We start from the raw sequence: 22,171 nt of genomic DNA on the forward strand, positions 1-22,171 counted from the left end.
CGTTGGCTCTATCGTCGAGTAATCATTAGGGCAGGGGTGCGAAGGATCGCTCCATTGCATCCCAGTCTTTTGAGGTTGAAAATATGAACGGTCAGAATATTCGAATTCGCCTTAAGGCATTCGACCATCGCATTCTCGATACGTCGGCTAAAGAAATTGTTTCCACTGCTAAGCGCACAGGCGCCAATGTTCGTGGTCCGGTTCCTCTTCCGACCCATATCGAGAAGTTCACTGTCAACCGTTCGCCGCATGTAAACAAGAAAAGCCGTGAGCAATTCGAGATCCGTACGCATAAGCGTCTTCTCGATATCATTGACCCGACTCCACAGACGGTTGATGCGCTTATGAAGCTTGATCTTGCGGCCGGTGTGGACGTTGAAATAAAGCTCTAACGTGAGCGAGGGGCAAGAGTAGCCATGCGTTCTGGTGTGATCGCGCAGAAGTTGGGAATGACCCGCATTTATACCGAAACCGGTGAACATATTCCGGTAACGGTTCTCAAAGTTGAGAATTGCCAGGTAGTTGCACAACGAACTGCAGAAAAAAACGGCTATACAGCACTTCAGTTGGGTGTCGGTAAAGCTAAAGTTAAAAACGTTTCTAAGCCAATGCGCGGCCACTTCGCCGTAGCAAAGGTGGAACCGAAACGTAAAGTTGCGGAATTCCGTGTCAGCGAAGACAATCTTATCGATGTCGGCGCTGAGATTACCGCGGATCATTACGTTGCTGGTCAGCATGTGGATGTTGTCGGTACGTCGATTGGTAAAGGCTTTGCCGGTGCCATGAAACGTCACAACTTCGGTGGTGGACGTGCCTCTCATGGTACATCTGTTTCTCACCGTTCCCACGGTTCGACTGGTCAGTGTCAGGATCCTGGTAAGGTTTTCAAAGGCAAGAGAATGGCTGGCCACATGGGTGCAACCCGTGTGACGACGCAAAATCTGAAGGTCGTCAAGACCGATGCTGAGCGTGGTCTGGTTCTGGTGCAGGGTGCTGTACCTGGTTCCAAGGGTGGCTGGATTCTGATCAAGGACGCTGTTAAGCGTGCTCGTCCTGCCGAGGCTCCTGTTCCTGGTGCCATCCGCGCTGCTGCAGCACCTGCTGCTGAAGCCGTCGCTGTGGAGGGTGTTGAATAATGGAACTGCAAGTTAAAACCCTCGATGGTAAAGAAGCTGGTTCCGTTGCCGTTTCTGACTCTGTTTTTGGCCTCGAACCTCGTGCGGACATCATTGCCCGTATGGTTCGTTACCAGCAGATGAAAAAAATGGCCGGAACGCACAAAACCAAGACTCGTGCGGAAATTACTGGTACAACCAAGAAATACCTTCGTCAGAAGGGCTCTGGTGGTGCTCGTCACGGCAATAAAAAAGTGCCTCAGTTCCGTGGTGGTGGTCGTGCTTTCGGTCCGGTTGTTCGTGATCATTCGATCGAACTGCCTAAGAAAGTTCGTGCCCTTGCTCTCAAGCACGCTTTGTCTTCCAAACTCAAGAATGATAGTCTTATTATTCTTGATGATGTGAAGTCTGATGTTGCGAAGACTGCAGCGGTCAAAAAACAGATCTCTGGTCTGGGCATTGTTAATGCTCTCATCATCTCCGGTAAGGACGTTGACGAGAATTTCGCAAAAGCTGCCCGTAATATCGTCGGTATCGACGTGTTGCCGGTACAGGGTATCAATGTTCTTGATGTTCTGCGTCGTGATACGCTTGTATTGACAAAGGCCGCGATCGATGCTCTGGAGGAACGGTTCAAATGACCAACCTTCGTCATTACGATATCATCCGCAGCCCGGTAATCACCGAGAAAGCAACCATCCAGTCCGAACAGGACAAGGTCGTTTTCAACGTGTCCAAGGATGCGACTAAAACAGAAATTAAGGCCGCAGTAGAGGCTCTGTTCTCCGTTAAAGTCAAAAGTGTTAACACCTTGGTCCGTAAGGGCAAGGCAAAACGCTTTAAAGGCATTATGGGTAAACAGGTCGACGTGAAAAAAGCGATTGTTACCCTTCAAGAGGGCCAAACAATCGACGTCACGACGGGTCTTTAAGGAACGCGGGATAGGCTTTAAGTCATGGCACTCAAGACCTTTAAACCGACGAGCCCAGGCACGCGTCAGTTGGTTATTGTTGACCGCTCTGACCTTTGGAAGGGCAAGCCGGTCAAAACGCTGACTGAAGGTTTGACCAAGTCTGGCGGTCGTAACAACTATGGTCGCATCACGGCACGTCGTCGTGGTGGCGGACATAAACGCACCTATCGCATGATCGACTTCAAGCGTCGCAAGTTCGACATTGAAGGCACGGTTGAGCGTTTGGAATATGATCCTAACCGTACGGCATTTATTGCTCTGGTTACATATGATGATGGTGAGCAGGCATATATTCTTGCACCTCAGCGCCTCAGCGCTGGCGACAAGGTTATTGCTTCTAACAAAGCCGACATCAAACCAGGCAACGCAATGCCGCTGTCCAACATGCCAGTCGGTACCATTGTCCACAACGTGGAAATGAAACCTGGCAAAGGTGGTCAGATTGCTCGCTCAGCAGGTGCGTATGCACAGCTGGTGGGACGTGATCAGGGTTATGCGATCGTTCGTCTTAAATCGGGTGAAACCCGGCTGGTGCTCGGTACTTGCATGGCAAGTGTTGGCGCTGTGTCGAACCCGGATCATGGCAACATCAATTTGGGTAAAGCTGGTCGTAACCGTTGGCTCGGTAAACGTCCAGAAGTGCGCGGTGTCGTTATGAACCCGGTAGATCACCCTCATGGTGGTGGTGAAGGCCGTACTTCTGGTGGTCGTCACCCTGTATCTCCATGGGGTAAACCTACCAAAGGTAAGCGTACTCGCAGTAACAAGTCGACTGACAAGTTTATTGTCCGTAGTCGGCATCAGCGCAAGAAATAAGGGTTAACCGATGGCACGTTCTGTTTGGAAAGGTCCGTTTGTAGACGGATACCTTCTGAAGAAGGCAGACAAGGTTCGCTCTTCTGGTCGGAACGAAGTGATCAAGACGTGGAGCAGACGCTCCACAATCTTGCCTCACTTTGTGGGACTCACCTTTGGTGTGTATAACGGTCAGAAGCATGTACCGGTCTCAGTCTCTGAAGAGATGGTCGGTCACAAGTTCGGCGAATTTTCTCCCTCCCGTAACTATTACGGTCACGGGGCCGATAAGAAGGCGAGGAGGAAATAATGGGTAAGGCAAAACGCGCACGCGTTCTGAAAGACAACGAAGCAAAAGCAATCAGCCGTATGCTTCGTACCTCTCCCCAGAAGCTGAACCTTGTCGCAGCAATGATTCGGGGCAAGAAAGTCGACGCAGCTTTGGCTGACTTGACCTTCTCATCCAAGCGTATTGCTGGTGATGTAAAAAAATGTTTGGAGTCTGCAATTGCTAACGCTGAAAACAACCACGAGTTGGATGTTGATGCTTTGGTTGTCGCGGAAGCCTATGTTGGTAAAGCACTTGTGATGAAACGTTGGCAGCCGCGTGCTCGTGGTCGTGTTGGCAAAATTCTCAAGCCGTTTTCCAACCTGACGATTGTGGTTCGTGAAATCGAGGAGACAGCCTGATGGGACATAAGGTAAATCCGATCGGTCTTCGTCTGGGCATCAACCGGACTTGGGATTCTCGCTGGTACGCAACTAAAAACGAATATGGTAACCTTCTTCATGAAGATTATGCCATTCGTAATATGCTGACCAAGCTTCTCAAGCAGGCTGCTGTTTCCAAGATTGTGATCGAGCGTCCGCACAAAAAGTGTCGTGTGACTGTTCATTCTGCACGTCCGGGCATCGTTATCGGCAAAAAAGGCGCCGATATCGAAAAGCTTCGCAAGCAGGTCGGCAAATTGACCAATTCCGATGTACACATCAACATTGTTGAAGTGCGCAAACCGGAAACGGATGCTAACTTGGTTGCTCAGTCCATCGCTCAACAGTTGGAACGCCGCGTTGCTTTCCGTCGTGCGATGAAACGTTCCGTCCAATCCGCTATGCGGATGGGTGCGGAAGGCATTCGTATCAACTGTGCAGGCCGTTTGGGTGGTGCCGAGATCGCACGTACCGAATGGTATCGTGAAGGTCGCGTTCCACTGCATACGCTGCGCGCTGACATTGATTATGGCACTGCAGAAGCTTTGACGGCTTATGGCATTTCCGGCATCAAAGTGTGGATCTACAAAGGCGAGATCATGGAACATGATCCAATGGCCTCTGAGAAACGCGCTACTGAAGGCCAGGATGGTGGCAATAACCACAGCAACCAGCGTCGTCGTAGCAACAAGCCTGCTGCTTAATGTTGGTCACTAGCTGAGTTAAGAGAGAAAAACCATGCTGCAACCTAAGCGCACAAAATACCGCAAGCAGCACAAGGGCCGTATTCATGGCAATGCTAAAGGGGGCTTTGAGCTCACTTTTGGTGCCTACGGTCTGAAGGCTCAGGAGCCTTCGCGTGTCACCGCTCGTCAGATCGAGGCTGCGCGTCGTGCTATGACCCGTCACATGAAGCGTGCTGGTCGTGTTTGGATCCGTATTTTTCCGGATGTTCCAGTATCCAAGAAACCTACCGAAGTCCGTATGGGTAAAGGTAAAGGTTCTCCTGAATATTGGGCAGCTCGCGTAGCACCGGGCCGGATTATGTTTGAAATTGATGGTGTACCGCTCGACGTAGCGCGGGAAGCCATGCGGCTTGCTGCTGCGAAGTTGCCTATTAAGACACGCTTCGTACAGCGCATCGCCGACTAACGGTGTGAAGGGAAAGACCCATGAAAGCATCAGATGTCCGCGCGATGACGTCGGACCAAATTACTGATGAGTTGGAAAAACTGAAGAAAGAGCAGTTCAATCTGCGCTTTCAACGGGCTACTGGTCAGTTAGAAAACACCGTGCGTGTTCGGCAGGTTCGCCGTGACATTGCACGCCTGATGACGATTGCTCGCGAAATGCGCGCTGCGTCAGCAGAATAGGAGAGACGGGATGCCAAAAAGAATTTTGCAAGGTCTCGTCGTTAGCGACAAGCAGGACAAGACCGTCGTCGTAAAGGTCGAACGCCGTTTTACGCACCCTCTTCTTAAGAAGACTGTGCGTCGTTCAAAACGGTATCAGGCCCACGATGCAGGTAATTCCTTCAAAATTGGTGATCAGATCTACATTCAAGAGACTGCACCGATTTCGAAATCAAAACGCTGGGTCGTAGTGGGCAAGGAACTTCCTTCCGCTTAAACCTTTTCGCAATTGGACGTAATCCCGACACCGTCATGTGTTTCGGGACAATAAAAAAGGCGGCCAGTCATGATTCAGATGCAAACAAACCTTGACGTCGCGGATAACTCCGGCGCACGTCGTGTCATGTGCATCAAAGTGCTCGGCGGCTCCAAACGGAAATATGCTGGCATCGGCGACATTATTGTCGTTTCTGTCAAGGAAGCAATTCCGCGTGGGCGCGTTAAGAAGGGCGACGTGATGAAGGCAGTTGTGGTTCGTACCGCACATGCTATTCGTCGTCCCGACGGAAGCGTCATCCGTTTCGACCGCAGTGCAGCTGTTCTGGTGAACAACAATAAGGAACCAATCGGCACCCGTATTTTCGGCCCGGTTCCTCGTGAGCTTCGTGCTCACAATCATATGAAAATCATTTCCCTTGCTCCGGAGGTGCTATAATGGCTGCGAAGCTCAAAAAGGGTGATCGCGTCATTGTTCTTGCCGGTAAAGACAAGGGCAAGAGCGGTGAGATCGTGCAAGTGATACCTGCTGAAGAGCGGGCTATTGTGCGCGGTGTTAACATGGTCAAACGCCATCAGCGTCAGACACAGGGTCAAGAAGGCGGCATCATCAATAAAGAAGCTGCTATTCACCTGTCTAACCTGGCGATCGCTGATCCAAAAGACAACAAGCCAACGCGTGTTGGTTTCACTGTCAAGGAAGACGGCACTAAAGTGCGCGTTGCCAAACGATCAGGAGATGTGATTGATGGCTGAGGCTGCTTACACTCCGCGTCTTAAGACGCAATACGAAGACGTTATCCGCGCCAAGATGCAGGAAAAATTTGAGTTTGGTAATGCTATGCAGATGCCAAAACTTGAAAAAGTTGTCCTGAACATGGGTGTTGGTGAAGCTGTTGGTGATTCCAAGAAGATTAAATCTGCCTTGGGTGATCTGGAAGCCATTGCTGGTCAAAAACCAGTGGTGACCATAGCGCGTAAATCTATCGCGACCTTTAAGCTTCGTGAAGGTATGCCTATCGGCGTTAAAGTTACGCTGCGCGGCGACCGCATGTATGAATTCCTTGATCGTTTGATCACGATTGCACTGCCTCGCGTACGTGACTTTCGTGGTCTGAATGGGAAAAGCTTCGACGGCAATGGCAACTATGCCATGGGCCTTAAAGAGCATATCGTTTTCCCAGAGATCGATTATGACAAAGTTGATCAGATTTGGGGCATGGATGTCATCGTTTGTACTTCTACAAACAACGATGAAGTCGCACGTGCTCTTCTGAGCGAATTCAACTTCCCGTTCAGCCGTTAAGGCACGGCGGAAAGTACGAGGAAAAAGTAATGGCTAAAAAGAGCGCTGTCGAAAAGAACAAGACTCGCGTACGCCTGGTTTCAAAGTATGCTGCAAAGCGTGCTGAACTTAAAGCCATGGCAAAAGACGAGTCGCTGTCTCTCGAAGAGCGGTTTAAGGCTCGTTTGAAGCTTGCCGAGCTTCCGCGCAACTCCGCAAACATCCGCATCCGCAACCGTTGTGAAGTAACCGGGCGTCCGCGTGGTTATTATCGTAAGTTGAAGATGTCACGTATTTCGCTTCGTGAACTGGGCAGCGAGGGTTTGATCCCTGGCCTAGTTAAGTCGAGCTGGTAAGGAGCGCGGTTTTATGGTAATGACCGATCCTCTCGGGGATATGCTGACCCGCATCCGCAATGCGCAGATGCGTAGCAAAACGAAAGTTTCCACTCCTGCTTCCAAATTACGTCAGCGTGTGCTTGACGTATTGGCTGCAGAGGGTTACATCCGCGGCTACACCACCGTCGAATTCGAAGGCGGCAAGTCCGAGCTTGAAATCGAGCTTAAATACTTCGATGGAGAGCCGGTGATTCGTGAAATCCAACGCGTGTCCAAGCCTGGTCGTCGTGTGTATGCGTCTGTGAAGAATATTCCTCGCATTCAAAACGGTCTTGGCGTGTCGATTGTCTCTACACCTAAAGGTGTGATGGCTGATCATGACGCTCGTGAAAACAACGTAGGTGGTGAGGTTTTGTGCCGCGTCTTCTGATGCGGTACTAACTTTATTACTCAAGTTCCGGACAGGGTAGTTTTATGTCACGAATTGGCAAAAAGCCTGTTGCAGTCCCAGCTGGTGTTACTGCAACAATTGATGGCAAAACCGTCAAAGCGAAGGGCCCAAAGGGAGAACTTTCCTTTGTGCTTAGCGATGATGTCGATGTCAAAATGACGGATGATGGAATTCTGGTAGAGCCACGCAGCAAGTCTCAGACTGCGCGGTCTCTGTGGGGTATGACCCGCACCCAGCTTCTCAACATCCTTACTGGTGTTTCTGAGGGTTTCGAAAAGAAACTCAACATCAACGGTGTTGGTTATCGTGCACAGATGAAAGGCAAAGATCTTTCATTGGCACTTGGTTTCTCTCACGATGTTGTCTATGAAGTTCCACAAGGCGTTTCGGTGGTTTGTCCAAAGCCGACTGAAATCGTTGTGAGCGGAATTGACAAGCAGGCCGTTGGCCAAGTTGCTGCAGAAATCCGCAAATATCGCCCGCCAGAGCCTTACAAAGGCAAAGGCGTTAAATATAGTGATGAATATATCTTCCGCAAGGAAGGTAAGAAGAAGTAACGGAACCTAATTATGGCGAAGGCACTATCTCAGTTTGAGCGTCGTCGTGCACGTGTACGTCGCGCCCTGAAAAAGACTGCCAACGGCCGTCCGCGTTTAAGTGTAAACCGGTCTTCCAAGCATATATATGCGCAGATTATTGACGATGTTAAAGGCGTTACAGTTGTAGCGGCTTCTTCTATCGAAAAAGATATGCGTGATAAGCTGAAGACCGGCGCGGACACAGCCGCCGCTTCTGAAGTTGGTAAGCTACTCGCTGAACGCGCAGTAGCAGCCGGTCTTAAGGACGTGGTCTTTGACCGTGGTGGATATATCTACCATGGACGCATCAAGTCGCTCGCAGATGCTGCGCGCGAAGGCGGATTGAATTTCTAACGCGTCGGGCAACCGATTGCTTTGACGAGAGAAGAAAAGCTCATGAACAAAAGAAATGATCGTAATGATCGTGAAGAGCAAAGCGAATTCGTCGACCGACTAGTCCACATCAACCGCGTTGCTAAAGTGGTTAAAGGTGGGCGTCGTTTCGGTTTTGCTGCGCTCGTGGTAATTGGTGATCAAAAGGGCCGCGTTGGCTTTGGTCACGGTAAAGCACGTGAAGTGCCGGAAGCGATCCGTAAGGCGGCTGAAGCTGCTAAACGCAATTTGGTTCGTGTCCCCCTTCGTGAGGGTCGCACTTTGCATCATGATGTTGCTGGTCGCCATGGCGCTGGTAAAGTTGTTCTGCGTGCAGCACCTCCGGGTACTGGTATTATCGCGGGTGGTCCTATGCGTGCAGTGTTTGAAACACTGGGTGTGCAGGATGTTGTTGCCAAGTCAATTGGCACTTCCAACCCTTACAACATGGTTCGTGCGACCTTTGATGCGCTGAAAGCCGAAGATAGCCCTCGTGGCGTTGCGGCTCGCCGTGGTCTCAAGGTTTCCACGCTCCAGGCTCGTCGTCGTGTCGTTGATGGAGGACGTGCTGATAGCTAATAGCTAGCAGCACGATCTTTCCATCCCTAGATTAGAGGAGCCTGACATGGCTAACAAGGAAAAGGGCACTGTTACTGTTGAACAGATCGGTAGCCCTCTGCGCCGGCCTAATGATCAGCGTGCTACGCTGGTTGGTCTTGGCCTGAACAAATTGCATCGTCGTCGTACGCTGGAGGACACTCCGTCAGTTCGCGGCATGATCGCTAAAGTCTCTCACCTCGTCCGCGTAGTGGACGAGGCCTAAGGGGCGGGAGAGTAGTATGAAACTCAACGAAATTCGCGATAACGACGGCGCTACGCATTCTCGCAAGCGCGTCGGTCGCGGCATCGGGTCTGGCATGGGTAAAACCGGCGGACGTGGTGTCAAAGGACAGAAGTCTCGCTCGGGTGTTGCTATCAAGGGCTTTGAAGGCGGTCAGATGCCGTTGCATCGCCGGTTGCCTAAGCGCGGCTTTAATAACATTTTCGCTAAGAGCTTCAACACGGTCTGTGTTGGCCGCGTTCAGCAGGCAATTGATGCCGGCAAACTGGACGCTTCTGCACCTGTTACAGTTGCCGTTCTTAAAGAAGCTGGTGTCGTTCGTCGTCTTTTGGATGGTGTGCGTTTGCTTAGCGACGGTGAGTTGACTTCGAAAGTTTCCTTCGAAATTGAAGGAGCTTCGAAAGCTGCCATCGAAGCTGTAAAAAAAGCTGGCGGATCTGTAAAGATCCTCGGCGAAGCAGAATAAGAGAAGAGGGCTCGTTTGAGCCCTCCTTTTTGCGTTTTAGGGCGGTGGTGAAGGGATGATCCTTCACCACGCCCTATACATTTGTTTTGGCGTCCCTATATTTGCAAAGTCAACAATGGCTTCCAAATGAACGCTATAAGCGGAGTAAACAATGGCTTCGGCAGCAGAACAACTCGCCGCCAATATCAATTTTGGCGCCTTTGCAAAGGCAGAAGAGCTTAAGAAACGCATCTGGTTTACGCTGGGTGCTTTGTTGGTTTATCGTCTAGGTACATACATTCCGCTTCCCGGGATTAATCCAGAAGCCTTGGCTCAAGCCTTCAATGCCAATCAAAATGGCATTCTTGGTTTGTTTAACATGTTCTCTGGTGGCGCCGTTGGTCGAATGGCCATTTTTGCGCTCGGGATCATGCCTTATATTTCCGCTTCCATTATCATTCAGCTGATGACAACGGTTAATCCGACCCTTGAACAGTTGAAAAAAGATGGTGAGCGCGGCCGCAAGGTTATAAACCAATATACCCGCTATGGTACGGTGTTCCTTGCTACGCTTCAGGCCTATGGTATTTCTGTTGGGCTTGAAGGTTCCAGTAATATCGTGACCGACCCTGGTATGTTCTTTCGTTTCACTGCTGTGTTGACGCTGGTTGGCGGCACCATGTTTATGATGTGGCTCGGCGAACAAATCACTGCGCGCGGCATCGGTAATGGTATTTCTCTTATCATTTTCTCCGGTATTGTCGCAGGTTTGCCTTCAGCACTTGCCAATACGTTGGAATTGGGTCGTCAGGGTTCTTTGTCGACCGCAATTATTTTGGCCCTGTTGGTGGTTGTGATTGTCGTGATTGCGTTTATCGTGTTCATGGAACGTGCGCAACGGCGTTTGATCATCCAGTATCCAAAGCGACAAGTCGGCAATAAGATGTTTCAAGGTGATTCTTCTCACCTGCCTCTGAAGCTGAACACGGCTGGTGTTATTCCACCTATTTTTGCCTCATCCTTGTTGCTTTTGCCTGTTACGGTTGCCAACTTCGCTTCAGGGCAGGGGCCAGATTGGCTCAATACAGTGACTGCGCTGCTTGGGCATGGTCAACCTCTGTATATGCTGCTTTATGCTGCCTTGATTGTGTTCTTTGTTTTCTTCTACACAGCTATCGTGTTCAATCCGCAAGAGACGGCGGATAACCTGAAGAAACATGGTGGTTTTGTTCCTGGGATCAGGCCAGGTCAGAGGACAGCTGAATATATCGACCGGATATTGACTCGCGTTTCTGTTTTGGGTGCGATTTATCTGGTTCTTGTTTGTCTTTTGCCCGAGTTCTTGATTTCGGCTACTGGCGTTCCATTCTATTTCGGGGGCACGTCCCTGTTGATTGTGGTCAGCGTGACTATGGATACTGTATCTCAGGTTCAGGGGCATCTGTTGGCTCATCAGTATGAAGGGCTCGTCAAAAAATCGAAGCTGAGGGGAAAACGTCGATGAGATTAATACTGCTTGGACCTCCAGGAGCAGGTAAGGGTACGCAGGCCGAGCGCTTGGTCAATGGCTTCAGTATCACACAACTATCCACTGGTGATATGTTGCGCGCTGCAGTCGCTGCCAAGACTGCGGTGGGTATTAAGGCAAAAGAAATCATGGAGCGAGGTGAACTCGTTTCTGACGATATCGTTTGTGCAATTATTTCCGATCGGGTGGAAGAGCCAGATTGTGCAAATGGCTTTATCCTTGATGGGTTTCCGCGGACGATCGCTCAGGCAGAAGCTCTGGATACGATGTTAGCCGAGAAGAATCTGAATTTGGATGCTGTCGTCGAAATTCGTGTCGACGAGAGTATCTTGTTGGATCGTATTGTTAAACGTGCTGCTGAGACCGTAGGAGGCCCGCGGGCTGACGACAATGCCGAAGCGTTGAAGAAGCGCTTGGACATTTACAGGGCCCAGACAGCGCCTTTGGTGGACTATTATGCCAAGACTGGTCTTCTAAAGACCATTGATGGTATGCAGGATATCGATTCTGTCGCGGCATCCATTAAGGACTCTCTGTCTAGCTAGGATGTTTTCTACAAAGCTAAAACGCTTTTTCCTTCGGGTAAGTCATTTGAGTATTATATGCCGTTTCTCGAGGCAATACTTGGTGTTCAATGACCTTATATGTCGCAGTGTAACGATTTGCGGTTGACTCGCCCCCGAAGAATCCGGTACTAACCGGCGCTAATCACGTTAATCCGTGATCCGTGTTCGGAGGCTTTGCTTTCGGACACATTTTTTGCGTTCTAATTGAACCAAGAATCAAAAAAATTGTCTTCTACCATTAAGTGGGGCAACCCACTAAGGATGGGGGGAAGATGTATATCACTTGCAGCGGATGGTTTCATCCAGCTGGTACAAGGAGAACGACGTGGCCCGTATTGCTGGCGTCAACATACCGACGAACAAGCGCGTGATTATCGCGCTTCAATATATCCATGGCATTGGTGCTAAATTTGCCAAGGAAATTGTTGAACAAGTTAACATCGCTCCAGAGCGTCGTGTGAACGAGCTTTCTGATGCCGAAGTTCTTAAAATTCGCGAAGTAATCGATGCCGGTTACACCGTGGAAGGGGACCTTCGTCGTCAAACATCTATGAACATCAAGCGTCTGATGGACCTTGGCTGCTATCGCGGCCTGCGTCATCGTCGTGGCTTGCCTGTTCGTGGTCAGCGCACACACACTAACGCACGTACCCGTAAGGGTCCTGCGAAAGCGATTGCTGGTAAGAAGAAATAATCCACGGTTTATCCGGTGGAGCCGCTGGAAGTACGGCGGTGTAGAGATCGAGGTTTTAAGATGGCAAAAGATGCCTCGCGCGTTAAGCGTCGCGTTCGTAAAAATATTACGTCCGGCGTAGCGCACGTAAATTCGACATTCAACAACACGATGATCACCATCGCTGATGCACAGGGAAATACAATTTCTTGGTCTTCAGCAGGTACTATGGGTTTCAAGGGCTCTCGTAAGTCCACCCCATTTGCCGCTCAGATGGCTGGCGAAGATGCCGGTAAAAAAGCAGCTGAGCATGGTATGAAAACTCTTGAAGTTGAAGTCCGCGGTCCTGGTTCAGGTCGTGAATCTGCCCTGCGCGCTTTGCAGGCAGTTGGTTTCACCATCACGTCTATTCGTGATGTGTCCCCAATTCCGCACAATGGCTGTCGTCCGCGTAAGCGTCGTCGCGTCTAATAATTTTCAGGTTCCCTGCAACTCCTTAGAGCAGGATTTTGCGGGGCATCTCCCCGAGATAGAAAGGGTTGAGACGTGATTCAGAAAAATTGGCAAGAACTCATCAAGCCAACCAAGCTCGAGATCACTCCGGGCGACGACGACTTGCGTCTCGCCACTGTGGTAGCCGAGCCTTTGGAACGCGGTTTTGGCATGACTTTGGGTAACGCCCTTCGTCGTGTTTTGCTGTCTTCTTTGCAAGGTGCAGCTGTGACCGCCATTCAAATCGATGGTGTGTTGCACGAATTCTCTTCAATTTCTGGCGTACGTGAAGATGTGACGGATTTGATCCTGAACGTTAAAGAAATCGCGCTACGGATGGAAACTGAAGGCCCAAAACGTATGGTTCTTCGTAAAGAAGGTCCAGGGGTTGTTCGGGCTGGCGACATTCAGGTCGTTGGGGATGTAGAAATTCTAAACCCGGACTTGGTTCTTTGTAACCTTGATGTGGGTGCGGAGCTGCGCATGGAATTTACCGTCGATAGCGGTAAGGGTTATGTAACGGCAACACAGAATCGTCCGGATGATGCGCCGATCGGTATGATTCCAGTGGACAGTCTTTATTCTCCGGTTAAGCGTGTTGCTTACAAGGTTGAGAATACCCGTGAGGGTCAAGTTCTCGATTATGATAAGCTCATCATGAATATTGAGACGGATGGATCAATCAAACCTGATGATGCTGTAGCGTTTGCTGCGCGTATTCTTCAGGATCAGTTGTCTATCTTTGTCAACTTCGAAGAACCAGAGAAAGAAGTTGTTCAGGAACAGACCCAGGAATTGGCATTCAATCCAGCACTGCTGAAAAAAGTAGACGAGTTGGAATTGTCTGTTCGTTCGGCAAACTGCCTGAAAAACGACAACATTGTATATATTGGCGATCTTATCCAGAAGACGGAAGCGGAAATGCTTCGTACTCCGAACTTTGGGCGTAAGTCGCTTAACGAGATCAAAGAAGTTCTTGCACAGATGGGATTGCATCTTGGCATGGAAGTTCAGGCTTGGCCGCCTGAGAATATCGATGATCTTGCCAAGCGCTACGAAGATCAATACTAACACGCATTTTGCGCGCTCCGTTGGAGCGTGTATTTGGAATGTGTGTCAGGGTATATAAATTGGATTTTTCTTCGAGAAATTCAAAGGATTCACACCAGCGGTTTGGAGCCGCCGGACATAATAAAGGAGAGAGCAATGCGCCACGGCAAATCAGGTCGCAAGCTCAATCGTACCTCATCTCATCGTAAAGCGATGTTCGCCAACATGGCAGCCGCTTTGATTAAGCATGAGCAGATTGTTACCACCCTGCCTAAGGCGAAAGAACTTCGCCCAATCGCAGACAAACTCATCACTTTGGCAAAGCGCGGCGATTTGCATGCGCGTCGTCAGGCAATTTCTAAAATCCGTGACAAAGACATGGTTTCAAAATTGTTCGACACGCTGGGTGCTCGCTACACAGATCGTAATGGTGGTTACACCCGCGTTCTTAAAGCTGGTTTCCGTTATGGTGATAATGCACCAATGGCGGTGATCGAGCTTGTGGATCGTGATCCAGAAGCCCGCGGCAAAGACTCCGGCCCTAGCCAAAATGTTGACGCTGTTGAAGATGCAGCGTAAGTGAGTGCTTGCTGATACAATTCAAAAGGGGTGGCTTTGCCACCCCTTTTTTGTTTTATGCTTATGTTTCAAGTCGAGTAGGATCGTATTTGGTGGGTCTCTATTTTTGCGAACACCCTGATTTTTGTTCGTAATTTGGCCCAAATATTCTGCGACTCGTTCTATGGTTGACCAAAGTTTTGGGTCAGAAAATCAGTATTAATAGGTGCCAGAATGAAACGATTGTTTAAACGCTCTGCTGTTGTTTTTGTTGCTGTTGTGATGAGTTTGGGGACCGCTCTTGCTCAGGATAAAGTTCCGTCCAGCAAAATGGAGATGCAGCTCAGTTTTTCGCCGTTGGTTCAATCTGCTGCGCCAGCTGTGGTCAATGTCTATGCGACCCGCAAGGTGCAGGCACGCAGTCGGTCGCCTTTTTTTGATGATCCCTTCTTTCAGCGGTTCTTTGGTAATGGAGGCATTGGTCAACCCCGCGAGCGCGTGCAGCGGTCACTTGGCTCTGGTGTTATTGTTGATCCGTCTGGGGTGATTGTGACCAACCATCATGTGATTGATGGTGCGACAGAGGTGAAAATTGCGTTGTCTGATCGGTCCGAGTTTGAAGCCGATGTGGTTTTGGACGATGAGCGGACCGATTTGGCCATTCTTAAGGTCCGTGACGCAAAACACCCGTTTCCGTCACTCGAATTTGCCGATTCTGATGATCTGTTGGTTGGCGATCTGGTTCTGGCCATTGGCAATCCGTTCGGTGTCGGCCAGACGGTAACCAGTGGCATTGTCTCTGCGCTTGCCCGAACGCAGGTGGGTGTTACCGACTATCAGTTTTTCATTCAGACCGACGCAGCGATTAATCCTGGCAACAGTGGCGGTGCTTTGGTGGATATGAAGGGTCGGTTGGTCGGGATTAACAGTTCCATTTTTACACGGTCTGGTGGGTCTAACGGTATCGGTTTTGCTATTCCCGCAAATATGGTGCGTGTGGTTGCAGAAGCCGCGATATCAGGCAATAAAGTCCAACGGGCCTGGTTTGGCGGCAATCTTCAAACGGTGTCTGCTGATATTGCCGAAGGGTTGGGCATGGATCGTCCGCAGGGCGTCTTGGTTACCGAAATTGATCCAGCGGGGCCGGCTCAAGCGGCTGGGTTACAGGTGGGCGATTTGATCCTCAAGGTCAACGATAATACCGTGAACAGCCCTGATGGATTCGGGTATCGTTTCACCACCGTGGGTATTGGTGAAACGGTTCGGTTGACGATCTTGCGGCAGGGGAGCGAAAAACAGATTTCCCTGAAAGCTGTTGCTGCACCGGAAAAACCTTTGCGTGATGAACGCGAGATTGCTGGTTATTCTCCTTTCTCTGGCACCAAAATTCTCAATCTATCACCCGCTGTAGCGCAAGAATTGGGGCTTGAAACCAGTATGACGGGGGTGGTGATCTCCCACGTAGCTCAGGGTTCAACCGCCCAGCGCCTTGGTGTCAAGGCCGGTGATATTGTGCGGCGGATCAATGGAGAGTTTATCCGTAATACCAAAGTTATGAAAATTTTGTGCGATCAGAAGTTTCGCCTTTGGCGGCTTGAGATTGAACGAGAAGGCAAGCTCATCAAGACAGTGATCAGCGGATAAATCGTGAGTAATTTGTTTGATAAAGCAGGGTTAGAAGCCCCCATCGGCGCAAAACGAGCCGATGCGATTGGGGAGGGCGCAATGCGTCCTTTGGCTGATCTTTTGCGCCCTTCACATCTCAATGAGGTGGTCGGGCAAGATCATCTTGTTGGGGAAGATGGCACTCTCACGCGGATGCTGAAAAGTGGCTCGCTAGGATGTCTTGTCCTATGGGGCCCCCCCGGCACGGGCAAAACCACGGTTGCGCGTTTGCTGGCGGATGGTACAGATCTTCATTTTGAACAAATTTCGGCTATTTTCTCCGGCGTAGCCGATTTGAAAAAGGTGTTCGAAGCGGCGAGAGACCGGCGTCGGATGGGCAAAACAACCCTGTTGTTTGTCGATGAGATTCATCGCTTCAACAAGGCTCAACAAGACAGCTTTTTGCCCGTTATGGAAGATGGCACTGTGGTGTTGGTCGGTGCAACAACGGAAAACCCTTCGTTTGAGCTGAATGCGGCTTTGTTATCGCGTTCTCAGGTCTTGACTTTCAAGAGCCTCGACGATGACGCGATCAGCAAGTTGCTGGAAAGAGCCGAAGAGTCCTTGGGGCAACCTTTGCCGATGGATGCTGAGGCCCGTGCGGCATTGGTGCGTATGGCCGATGGAGATGGGCGTTCGTCGCTTACGTTGGCGCAAGAGATCTGGCGTGCCGCTCATGAGGGTGAGGTCTTCACTGCAGAGCAATTGGGTGCGATCTTGCAGCGCAGGGCTCCCGTTTATGATAAGTCCGCTGACGGGCATTACAATCTGATTTCGGCTTTGCATAAATCCATTCGTGGTTCTGATCCAGATGCCTCCCTTTATTATATGTGCCGGATGCTGGATGCAGGGGAAGACCCAATGTTTCTGTTGCGCCGGATGACTGTCATCGCATCAGAAGATATTGGTCTCGCTGACCCCAGCGCATTGGTACAGGCGATGGCCGCAAGAGAGGCTTATGAACTCATTGGTATGCCTGAAGCATGCTATGCGCTGGCGCAATGTGTTATTTATCTGGCAACTGCTCCTAAGTCCAATGCGGCAAAAATGGCCTATATCGCAGCAATGGGGAGCGCTAAAAAGGGTGGGTCCTTGCCGCCACCCAAGCATATTTTGAATGCGCCAACCAAGCTGATGGCCAACGAAGGTTATGGCGATGGCTATCGCTATGACCATAACGAACCTGATGCTTTTTCGGGGCAGGACTATTTCCCCACTGAAATGGGGCGAAAAACCTTTTATGAGCCGGTGGAACGCGGATTCGAGCGTGACTTGCGCAAACGCTTGGACTATTGGTCTCGTCTACGATTGGAACGGAATAAATGAACCATTTTCTACTCGTCGCACTGGGTGGTGCGGCCGGTGCCAGCGCGCGCCATCTTGTCGGCATGCTTGCTTTGCGGTCTTTTGGTAGCGACTTTCCGTATGGTACGATCATCTGCAACATAGGCGGGTCTTTCCTGATGGGGCTTTTGATCGAAATGTTGGCATTGAGGTTCAACGCCAGCACTGAGGTGCGCCTGTTGTTGACGACGGGCCTGTTGGGTGGTTTTACAACATTCTCGACTTTCTCGCTGGATGTGGTCGTATTGACCGAACGCGGGCAGATGGGAATGGCCCTTTTTTATGTTGCACTGTCGCTTGCTGGCGGTATTGTGGCCCTTTTTGCCGGCCTGAGCGCAGCACGCGCTCTTGTATGATGTGAGTGAGTAGACGCAATGGCAACGATTCAATTTCGTGAAGTAACTGGCGAAGAAGACGGCATGCGGCTGGACCGCTGGTTCAAGGAACATTATCCGGGCCTGTCTTTCGGTCAGTTGCAAAAGCTGATGCGGACCGGACAGGTGCGTGTGGACGGCAAACGAGTGAAAACCAACGCGCGTCTGCAGAAGGCGCAGCAAGTGCGTATTCCACCGTTGGCGACCGATGAAAAGTCCGAGTCCAACGCGCCCAAACGGGCTATGCCGCGCGTCGATGATCGTGATGAAGATTTTTTGAAATCTATTTTGCTTTATGAAGACAAGGATATTTTTGTCTTTAACAAACCTGCGGGTTTGGCTGTACAAGCAGGTTCAGGCTTGACCCGTCATGTGGATGGGATGTTGGAGTCGCTGACCGACAAATATGGTCAAAAACCGCGTTTGGTGCATCGGCTCGATCGGGATACTTCCGGTGTTTTGGTTGTGGCGCGCAGACGCTCCATTGCCACGGCACTGACCAAAGCATTCCGTGAGCGTACCACACAAAAAACCTATTGGGCCTTGGTGCGCGGCGTGCCAAAACCCAAGCAGGCGCGGGTGTCAACATATCTTGCCAAATATCAGGCAGAGGATGGCGACCGCATGCGCGTTGCCAAGCATGGCGACAATGGTGCCCAACATGCGTTGACCCATTATGCTGTTGTGGATCAGGTGGGCCAGAAGATGGCTTGGGTGACCTTCAAGCCCGTGACAGGCAGAACGCACCAACTGCGTGTTCATGCCGCCTACATGGAAACCCCGATTATTGGCGATCCCAAATATTTCAACGTAGAGAATTGGGAATTTCCGGGTGGTATACAGAAAAAACTGCATCTTCACGCAAGACGCATCCGTATTCCGCACCCCAATGGCGGCGTATTGGATGTGACTGCTCCCTTGCCGCCTCATATGCAGCAGACATGGAATCTGCTCGGGTTTGATGTCACGCAATATGACCCCGATATTGAGGAAGAACTGGGCAATGAGGACTGATCTGTTTACTGATTGAGTCTTTGTGTCAGATTTTCGTCACATATAGGATACGGAATTTCATGAGTCTGAAGCTGTTTATTTTTGATTGCGACGGGACGATTGTGGATAGCCAGCATGTGATCGTCGAGGGCATGGATCATGCGTTCGGGGTAAATGACATGCAGGCCCCGACTGCGGCTGCCACCCGATCCATCATTGGTCTTTCTTTGCCGCTAGCAATTGAAATGCTTGCCCCCGACATCTCAATCGAACGTCGCGACATTTTGGTTGAAAGCTACAAAGATCATGTGATCTCACAACGTGAATCCGGGAGCACTCAAGAGTCGCTTTATGACGGTGCGCGAGAGGTCATCGAGGCATTGTCCCAGCAGGATGATGTGCTGCTGGGTATTGCTACGGGAAAAGCCTATCGCGGTGTATTGCATATGTTTGATGTCTGTGGGTGGCATGATCACTTCGTTACGGTGCAAACTGCGGACAGAGCGCCGTCCAAACCCAATCCGGGCATGATTTTGCAAGCGATGGCGCAGACCGGTGTCGGACCAGATAGCACCTATATGATTGGCGACACCAGCTATGATATGGAAATGGCCGTCAATGCGGGCGTGACGGGTGTCGGTGTGACTTGGGGCTACCATAGCGATGACATTTTAACCGGTGCCGGCGCTCATCATATGGTGGATGATTACAAGGCACTGCACACTCTGCTAAACAGCTTTTCATAAATCAACAGAGCGCATGAGGGCATTAGTATGGCTGATAATGACAACAAAAAAGACGATGACGTTCAGCCCTTGTTTGGAGACTTTGTGCCCGGTCAACAGGACAGCACTCAGAATCCAATGATGCGTGCCAAAGAGATGATGAAAGGGCCGCTGCCCAAGCGTTTTTATAAAGATGTGAGCATCGATGAGACGTTGGGCGATGACGGTAGATTGTCTTTTCGAGTGCTGCTGGATGGGCGCCCGATCCGTAGTCCGGCGAAAAATGTTATTTCTGTTCCCAAACGTTCCATTGCTGAAGCCCTTCAATCCGAGTGGAACGCCCAGAAAACCGAGATAAATCCAGCTGCGATGCCGCTTACGCGCTTGATCAATTCCACTATCGACGGGGTTGAGGTTGCACGCCAAGCGATGATCGATGAGATGATCGCTTATCTCCATCATGATTTTATCTGCTATCCGGCGAGCCATCCGGAGAGACTGGTTGAACGGCAGAAAATTCATTGGCTTCCCGTGCTCGACTGGGCAGAAGAGGCTCTGGGGGGGCGTTTTGTGCAGGCAAGCGGTATCACATCTATCGAGCAGTCGCCAATCATGGGGGAACGGCTTCGCTCCCTGTGGGCTAATCTTGATATCTTTCAGTTGGCCGCTGTCCACGCCATTATGACAATTTCCGGTTCCTCTCTGTTGGTCTTTGCTTTTTGGAAAGGTTTTCTGGATGATACCGCCACGTGGAATGCCGCGATGGTGGATGAGGATTGGAATGTCGAGAAATGGGGCGAAGATGATGAAGCAACAAAGCGGCGGGCGTTTCGCTTGCAGGATTATACTGCGGCTGTGTTGGTGATTGAAGCGTTTCGGACGCAAGCCGATCTTGATTGATAGGGTGTCGGTCTGATGCGGGTCTCTTCGTCACCTGTCCTTTCGATGTCTGCTAATTATCAAACGATATTTTCCTACTACTTTAGCCCGCTTTTTTTCTAAAAAACTGGCCTTTTCTCTTGCTGCCTCGTCCCATCGGCCATCTGTTTGAGATGCCTGATATGTGTTACCCCTTAAGGGATCAAACGCATTATGCAAGGAAGGCTTCTTATTCATGTCACAGATCCTGGAAGACCTTGAAAAACGTCGCGGGCAGGCCCTTATCGGTGGTGGCCAAAAGCGTATTGACGCACAGCATGCACGCGGAAAACTCACCGCCCGCGAGCGCGTTGACGCATTTCTTGATGAGAATTCATTCGAGGAATTTGATATGTTTGTGCAGCATAATTGCACCGATTTCGGCATGAAAGATGTCAAGATGCCAGGCGATGGCGTGGTGACCGGTTGGGGAACTGTCAATGGTCGCATCGTCTATATCTTTGCCAAGGATTTTACCGTTCTTGGCGGATCCTTATCGTGGACCCATGCGCAAAAGATTATCAAAATACAGGATATGGCACTGAAGAACCGGGCGCCGATCATCGGGCTTTTTGATGCTGGAGGTGCTCGCATTCAGGAAGGCGTTGATGCTTTGGGTGGCTATGGTGAAGTGTTCCAGCGCAACGTATTGGCCTCAGGAGTCATCCCGCAGATTTCGGTGATCATGGGGCCATGTGCCGGGGGGGATGTTTATTCTCCCGCCATGACTGATTTTATTTTTATGGTGCGGGATCGCTCCTACATGTTTGTAACCGGTCCTGATGTGGTCAAGACGGTGACTAACGAGGATGTCACCTCTGAAGAACTGGGTGGGGCTTCCGTCCATACCACCAAATCGTCCATCGCTGACGGTGCTTATGACGATGATATCGAAGCTTTGTTGCAGATGCGGCGGTTGATTGATTTTTTACCAGCCAACAATCAGGCCGACGCACCAGAGCTTGATACTTATGATGCCTGGGATCGGGCCGATGCGTCACTGGATAGTTTGGTTCCGGACAATCCCAATAAAGCTTATGATATGAAAGAGCTGATCCTGAAGACGGTGGATGAAGGAGACTTTTTCGAGATTCAGGAAGCCTTTGCTCAAAATATTATCACCGGCTTTGGTCGCGTTGATGGACGAACGGTCGGCTTTGTGGCCAACCAGCCGATGGTGCTTTCTGGGGTTTTGGATAGTGACTGCTCGCGCAAAGCTGCGCGTTTCGTTCGGTTTTGTGATGCATTCAACATTCCGATCGTTACTTTTGTCGATGTGCCCGGCTTTTTGCCCGGCACAGATCAGGAATATGGTGGCCTCATAAAGCATGGTGCCAAGCTGCTGTTTGCCTATGCGGAAGCGACGGTGCCCAAGGTTACTGTGATCACCCGCAAGGCCTATGGGGGGGCCTATGATGTGATGGGTTCCAAGCATTTGCGTGGGGATATGAATTTCGCATGGCCCAGTGCGCAGATCGCTGTGATGGGGTCCAAAGGGGCGGTCGAGATCATTTTCCGTAAGGATATGGATGATCCGGCAAAAATCGCTGAACGCACTCAGGATTATGAAAGGCGCTTTCTGTCGCCCTTTGTGGCGGCGGAGCGCGGGTTTGTCGATGAGATTATCATGCCGCGGTCAACCCGTAGCAAGGTGACGCGTGCTTTGCGGATGTTACGCAATAAAAAGCTGGAAAACCCTTGGAAAAAGCACGACAACATCCCGTTGTAATAACAAGGCGCGGTGCATCACAAT

34 protein-coding genes are annotated in these 22,171 nt (G+C 50.5%); all 34 read left to right on the plus strand.

Annotation, left to right across the window (positions count from 1 at the left end; genetic code table 11):
• Window positions 1-83 precede the first annotated feature (83 nt).
• The 34 genes from rpsJ to C0081_RS04010 all read left to right on the plus strand — a co-directional run bounded on the left by rpsJ (window position 84) and on the right by C0081_RS04010 (window position 22,147).
• Window positions 84-392, plus strand: coding sequence for a 30S ribosomal protein S10 (gene rpsJ, locus C0081_RS03845; RefSeq protein WP_090072145.1), 309 nt, complete (start codon window positions 84-86; stop codon window positions 390-392).
• A 24-nt stretch (window positions 393-416) separates the two neighbouring features.
• On the plus strand, window positions 417-1,136 hold the full coding sequence (rplC, locus tag C0081_RS03850; RefSeq protein ID WP_101532497.1) for a 50S ribosomal protein L3: 720 nt from the start codon (window positions 417-419) through the stop codon (window positions 1,134-1,136).
• A complete protein-coding gene (gene rplD / locus C0081_RS03855; RefSeq protein ID WP_101532498.1) occupies window positions 1,136-1,756 on the plus strand; it encodes a 50S ribosomal protein L4 in 621 nt (206 codons plus the stop codon). Before rplC ends, rplD begins: the two co-directional genes overlap by 1 nt.
• Entirely contained in the window at window positions 1,753-2,046 is a 294-nt protein-coding gene (locus tag C0081_RS03860; protein WP_101532499.1) for a 50S ribosomal protein L23, read from the plus strand. Before rplD ends, C0081_RS03860 begins: the two co-directional genes overlap by 4 nt.
• A 24-nt stretch (window positions 2,047-2,070) precedes the next feature.
• The gene (gene rplB, locus C0081_RS03865) at window positions 2,071-2,904 is read left to right on the plus strand and encodes a 50S ribosomal protein L2 (protein ID WP_101532500.1); all 834 of its coding nucleotides are present in this window, start codon (window positions 2,071-2,073) and stop codon (window positions 2,902-2,904) included.
• Between the two features lie 10 nt (window positions 2,905-2,914).
• Window positions 2,915-3,193: a 30S ribosomal protein S19 gene (gene rpsS, locus C0081_RS03870; RefSeq protein WP_101532501.1), complete on the plus strand. Its 279-nt coding sequence runs from the start codon at window positions 2,915-2,917 to the stop codon at window positions 3,191-3,193.
• Complete coding sequence (gene rplV / locus C0081_RS03875; RefSeq protein WP_101532502.1) at window positions 3,193-3,573, plus strand: 50S ribosomal protein L22; 381 nt, start codon at window positions 3,193-3,195, stop codon at window positions 3,571-3,573. Before rpsS ends, rplV begins: the two co-directional genes overlap by 1 nt.
• Window positions 3,573-4,298 carry a 30S ribosomal protein S3 gene (gene rpsC / locus C0081_RS03880; protein ID WP_101532503.1) on the plus strand — a complete coding sequence of 242 codons (726 nt, stop codon included), beginning with the start codon at window positions 3,573-3,575 and terminating at the stop codon, window positions 4,296-4,298. The genes rplV and rpsC overlap by 1 nt, the downstream gene beginning before the upstream one ends.
• A gap of 34 nt (window positions 4,299-4,332) precedes the next feature.
• Window positions 4,333-4,746 (plus strand): 50S ribosomal protein L16, encoded by a 414-nt coding sequence (rplP, locus tag C0081_RS03885; RefSeq protein WP_101532504.1) that lies wholly within the window; start codon window positions 4,333-4,335, stop codon window positions 4,744-4,746.
• Window positions 4,747-4,766: 20 nt separating this feature from the next.
• Complete coding sequence (gene rpmC / locus C0081_RS03890; protein ID WP_101532505.1) at window positions 4,767-4,967, plus strand: 50S ribosomal protein L29; 201 nt, start codon at window positions 4,767-4,769, stop codon at window positions 4,965-4,967.
• A 10-nt stretch (window positions 4,968-4,977) separates the two neighbouring features.
• A complete protein-coding gene (gene rpsQ / locus C0081_RS03895; protein ID WP_101532506.1) occupies window positions 4,978-5,223 on the plus strand; it encodes a 30S ribosomal protein S17 in 246 nt (81 codons plus the stop codon).
• A 69-nt stretch (window positions 5,224-5,292) separates the two neighbouring features.
• The gene (gene rplN / locus C0081_RS03900) at window positions 5,293-5,661 is read left to right on the plus strand and encodes a 50S ribosomal protein L14 (RefSeq protein ID WP_101532507.1); all 369 of its coding nucleotides are present in this window, start codon (window positions 5,293-5,295) and stop codon (window positions 5,659-5,661) included.
• A complete protein-coding gene (rplX, locus tag C0081_RS03905; protein WP_101532508.1) occupies window positions 5,661-5,978 on the plus strand; it encodes a 50S ribosomal protein L24 in 318 nt (105 codons plus the stop codon). Before rplN ends, rplX begins: the two co-directional genes overlap by 1 nt.
• The gene (gene rplE / locus C0081_RS03910; protein ID WP_101532509.1) at window positions 5,971-6,528 is read left to right on the plus strand and encodes a 50S ribosomal protein L5; all 558 of its coding nucleotides are present in this window, start codon (window positions 5,971-5,973) and stop codon (window positions 6,526-6,528) included. Before rplX ends, rplE begins: the two co-directional genes overlap by 8 nt.
• A 29-nt stretch (window positions 6,529-6,557) precedes the next feature.
• A complete protein-coding gene (gene rpsN, locus C0081_RS03915; protein ID WP_101532510.1) occupies window positions 6,558-6,863 on the plus strand; it encodes a 30S ribosomal protein S14 in 306 nt (101 codons plus the stop codon).
• Window positions 6,864-6,876: 13 nt separating this feature from the next.
• Window positions 6,877-7,275, plus strand: coding sequence for a 30S ribosomal protein S8 (gene rpsH / locus C0081_RS03920; protein WP_101532511.1), 399 nt, complete (start codon window positions 6,877-6,879; stop codon window positions 7,273-7,275).
• 44 nt (window positions 7,276-7,319) lie between these two features.
• Window positions 7,320-7,853: a 50S ribosomal protein L6 gene (gene rplF, locus C0081_RS03925; RefSeq protein WP_101532512.1), complete on the plus strand. Its 534-nt coding sequence runs from the start codon at window positions 7,320-7,322 to the stop codon at window positions 7,851-7,853.
• Between the two features lie 12 nt (window positions 7,854-7,865).
• On the plus strand, window positions 7,866-8,228 hold the full coding sequence (gene rplR / locus C0081_RS03930) for a 50S ribosomal protein L18 (RefSeq protein ID WP_101532513.1): 363 nt from the start codon (window positions 7,866-7,868) through the stop codon (window positions 8,226-8,228).
• A gap of 42 nt (window positions 8,229-8,270) precedes the next feature.
• Window positions 8,271-8,825, plus strand: coding sequence for a 30S ribosomal protein S5 (gene rpsE, locus C0081_RS03935; protein ID WP_101532514.1), 555 nt, complete (start codon window positions 8,271-8,273; stop codon window positions 8,823-8,825).
• Window positions 8,826-8,871: 46 nt separating this feature from the next.
• Complete coding sequence (gene rpmD / locus C0081_RS03940) at window positions 8,872-9,069, plus strand: 50S ribosomal protein L30 (RefSeq protein WP_101532515.1); 198 nt, start codon at window positions 8,872-8,874, stop codon at window positions 9,067-9,069.
• A gap of 16 nt (window positions 9,070-9,085) precedes the next feature.
• On the plus strand, window positions 9,086-9,553 hold the full coding sequence (rplO, locus tag C0081_RS03945) for a 50S ribosomal protein L15 (RefSeq protein ID WP_101532516.1): 468 nt from the start codon (window positions 9,086-9,088) through the stop codon (window positions 9,551-9,553).
• 151 nt (window positions 9,554-9,704) lie between these two features.
• Window positions 9,705-11,036 (plus strand): preprotein translocase subunit SecY, encoded by a 1,332-nt coding sequence (gene secY, locus C0081_RS03950; protein WP_101532517.1) that lies wholly within the window; start codon window positions 9,705-9,707, stop codon window positions 11,034-11,036.
• Window positions 11,033-11,605: an adenylate kinase gene (locus C0081_RS03955; RefSeq protein WP_101532518.1), complete on the plus strand. Its 573-nt coding sequence runs from the start codon at window positions 11,033-11,035 to the stop codon at window positions 11,603-11,605. The genes secY and C0081_RS03955 overlap by 4 nt, the downstream gene beginning before the upstream one ends.
• Window positions 11,606-11,951: 346 nt before the next feature.
• On the plus strand, window positions 11,952-12,320 hold the full coding sequence (gene rpsM / locus C0081_RS03960) for a 30S ribosomal protein S13 (protein WP_101532519.1): 369 nt from the start codon (window positions 11,952-11,954) through the stop codon (window positions 12,318-12,320).
• A gap of 60 nt (window positions 12,321-12,380) precedes the next feature.
• Complete coding sequence (gene rpsK, locus C0081_RS03965) at window positions 12,381-12,770, plus strand: 30S ribosomal protein S11 (protein WP_101532520.1); 390 nt, start codon at window positions 12,381-12,383, stop codon at window positions 12,768-12,770.
• Window positions 12,771-12,845: 75 nt separating this feature from the next.
• Window positions 12,846-13,862 (plus strand): DNA-directed RNA polymerase subunit alpha, encoded by a 1,017-nt coding sequence (locus C0081_RS03970; protein WP_101532521.1) that lies wholly within the window; start codon window positions 12,846-12,848, stop codon window positions 13,860-13,862.
• Window positions 13,863-13,997: 135 nt separating this feature from the next.
• On the plus strand, window positions 13,998-14,420 hold the full coding sequence (gene rplQ, locus C0081_RS03975) for a 50S ribosomal protein L17 (protein WP_101532522.1): 423 nt from the start codon (window positions 13,998-14,000) through the stop codon (window positions 14,418-14,420).
• Between the two features lie 213 nt (window positions 14,421-14,633).
• Window positions 14,634-16,043, plus strand: coding sequence for a DegQ family serine endoprotease (locus C0081_RS03980; RefSeq protein WP_101532523.1), 1,410 nt, complete (start codon window positions 14,634-14,636; stop codon window positions 16,041-16,043).
• Between the two features lie 3 nt (window positions 16,044-16,046).
• Window positions 16,047-17,390, plus strand: a complete 1,344-nt coding sequence (locus C0081_RS03985) for a replication-associated recombination protein A (protein ID WP_425349444.1) — start codon at window positions 16,047-16,049, stop codon at window positions 17,388-17,390.
• Window positions 17,387-17,764, plus strand: a complete 378-nt coding sequence (gene crcB / locus C0081_RS03990; RefSeq protein ID WP_101532524.1) for a fluoride efflux transporter CrcB — start codon at window positions 17,387-17,389, stop codon at window positions 17,762-17,764. The genes C0081_RS03985 and crcB overlap by 4 nt, the downstream gene beginning before the upstream one ends.
• 18 nt (window positions 17,765-17,782) lie before the next feature.
• Window positions 17,783-18,796: an RluA family pseudouridine synthase gene (locus tag C0081_RS03995; RefSeq protein ID WP_101532525.1), complete on the plus strand. Its 1,014-nt coding sequence runs from the start codon at window positions 17,783-17,785 to the stop codon at window positions 18,794-18,796.
• A gap of 59 nt (window positions 18,797-18,855) precedes the next feature.
• A complete protein-coding gene (locus tag C0081_RS04000; protein ID WP_101532526.1) occupies window positions 18,856-19,521 on the plus strand; it encodes an HAD-IA family hydrolase in 666 nt (221 codons plus the stop codon).
• Window positions 19,522-19,548: 27 nt separating this feature from the next.
• On the plus strand, window positions 19,549-20,400 hold the full coding sequence (locus tag C0081_RS04005; RefSeq protein ID WP_101532527.1) for an ATP12 family chaperone protein: 852 nt from the start codon (window positions 19,549-19,551) through the stop codon (window positions 20,398-20,400).
• A gap of 214 nt (window positions 20,401-20,614) precedes the next feature.
• Window positions 20,615-22,147, plus strand: coding sequence for an acyl-CoA carboxylase subunit beta (locus tag C0081_RS04010; RefSeq protein WP_101532528.1), 1,533 nt, complete (start codon window positions 20,615-20,617; stop codon window positions 22,145-22,147).
• The last annotated feature ends 24 nt before the right edge of the window (window positions 22,148-22,171 follow it).

This window comes from Cohaesibacter celericrescens, from assembly GCF_002866925.1.
GTDB lineage: Bacteria > Pseudomonadota > Alphaproteobacteria > Rhizobiales > Cohaesibacteraceae > Cohaesibacter > Cohaesibacter celericrescens.

Coding starts and splice junctions, on each gene's coding strand:
- rplO (WP_101532516.1), top strand. CDS start 9,086: ATGAAACTCAACGAAATTCGCGATAACGACGGCGCTACGCATTCTCGC.
- rpsK (WP_101532520.1), top strand. CDS start 12,381: ATGGCAAAAGATGCCTCGCGCGTTAAGCGTCGCGTTCGTAAAAATATT.
- C0081_RS04005 (WP_101532527.1), top strand. CDS start 19,549: ATGGCTGATAATGACAACAAAAAAGACGATGACGTTCAGCCCTTGTTT.
- C0081_RS03980 (WP_101532523.1), top strand. CDS start 14,634: ATGAAACGATTGTTTAAACGCTCTGCTGTTGTTTTTGTTGCTGTTGTG.
- rpsJ (WP_090072145.1), top strand. CDS start 84: ATGAACGGTCAGAATATTCGAATTCGCCTTAAGGCATTCGACCATCGC.
- C0081_RS03955 (WP_101532518.1), top strand. CDS start 11,033: ATGAGATTAATACTGCTTGGACCTCCAGGAGCAGGTAAGGGTACGCAG.
- C0081_RS03995 (WP_101532525.1), top strand. CDS start 17,783: ATGGCAACGATTCAATTTCGTGAAGTAACTGGCGAAGAAGACGGCATG.
- rpsC (WP_101532503.1), top strand. CDS start 3,573: ATGGGACATAAGGTAAATCCGATCGGTCTTCGTCTGGGCATCAACCGG.
- rplP (WP_101532504.1), top strand. CDS start 4,333: ATGCTGCAACCTAAGCGCACAAAATACCGCAAGCAGCACAAGGGCCGT.
- rpsH (WP_101532511.1), top strand. CDS start 6,877: ATGGTAATGACCGATCCTCTCGGGGATATGCTGACCCGCATCCGCAAT.
- rplE (WP_101532509.1), top strand. CDS start 5,971: ATGGCTGAGGCTGCTTACACTCCGCGTCTTAAGACGCAATACGAAGAC.
- rpsS (WP_101532501.1), top strand. CDS start 2,915: ATGGCACGTTCTGTTTGGAAAGGTCCGTTTGTAGACGGATACCTTCTG.
- rpsE (WP_101532514.1), top strand. CDS start 8,271: ATGAACAAAAGAAATGATCGTAATGATCGTGAAGAGCAAAGCGAATTC.
- crcB (WP_101532524.1), top strand. CDS start 17,387: ATGAACCATTTTCTACTCGTCGCACTGGGTGGTGCGGCCGGTGCCAGC.
- rpmC (WP_101532505.1), top strand. CDS start 4,767: ATGAAAGCATCAGATGTCCGCGCGATGACGTCGGACCAAATTACTGAT.
- rpmD (WP_101532515.1), top strand. CDS start 8,872: ATGGCTAACAAGGAAAAGGGCACTGTTACTGTTGAACAGATCGGTAGC.
- C0081_RS04010 (WP_101532528.1), top strand. CDS start 20,615: ATGTCACAGATCCTGGAAGACCTTGAAAAACGTCGCGGGCAGGCCCTT.
- rplC (WP_101532497.1), top strand. CDS start 417: ATGCGTTCTGGTGTGATCGCGCAGAAGTTGGGAATGACCCGCATTTAT.
- rplD (WP_101532498.1), top strand. CDS start 1,136: ATGGAACTGCAAGTTAAAACCCTCGATGGTAAAGAAGCTGGTTCCGTT.
- rplQ (WP_101532522.1), top strand. CDS start 13,998: ATGCGCCACGGCAAATCAGGTCGCAAGCTCAATCGTACCTCATCTCAT.
- C0081_RS04000 (WP_101532526.1), top strand. CDS start 18,856: ATGAGTCTGAAGCTGTTTATTTTTGATTGCGACGGGACGATTGTGGAT.
- rpsN (WP_101532510.1), top strand. CDS start 6,558: ATGGCTAAAAAGAGCGCTGTCGAAAAGAACAAGACTCGCGTACGCCTG.
- secY (WP_101532517.1), top strand. CDS start 9,705: ATGGCTTCGGCAGCAGAACAACTCGCCGCCAATATCAATTTTGGCGCC.
- C0081_RS03860 (WP_101532499.1), top strand. CDS start 1,753: ATGACCAACCTTCGTCATTACGATATCATCCGCAGCCCGGTAATCACC.
- rplF (WP_101532512.1), top strand. CDS start 7,320: ATGTCACGAATTGGCAAAAAGCCTGTTGCAGTCCCAGCTGGTGTTACT.
- rplN (WP_101532507.1), top strand. CDS start 5,293: ATGATTCAGATGCAAACAAACCTTGACGTCGCGGATAACTCCGGCGCA.
- rplR (WP_101532513.1), top strand. CDS start 7,866: ATGGCGAAGGCACTATCTCAGTTTGAGCGTCGTCGTGCACGTGTACGT.
- rplX (WP_101532508.1), top strand. CDS start 5,661: ATGGCTGCGAAGCTCAAAAAGGGTGATCGCGTCATTGTTCTTGCCGGT.
- rplB (WP_101532500.1), top strand. CDS start 2,071: ATGGCACTCAAGACCTTTAAACCGACGAGCCCAGGCACGCGTCAGTTG.
- rplV (WP_101532502.1), top strand. CDS start 3,193: ATGGGTAAGGCAAAACGCGCACGCGTTCTGAAAGACAACGAAGCAAAA.
- rpsQ (WP_101532506.1), top strand. CDS start 4,978: ATGCCAAAAAGAATTTTGCAAGGTCTCGTCGTTAGCGACAAGCAGGAC.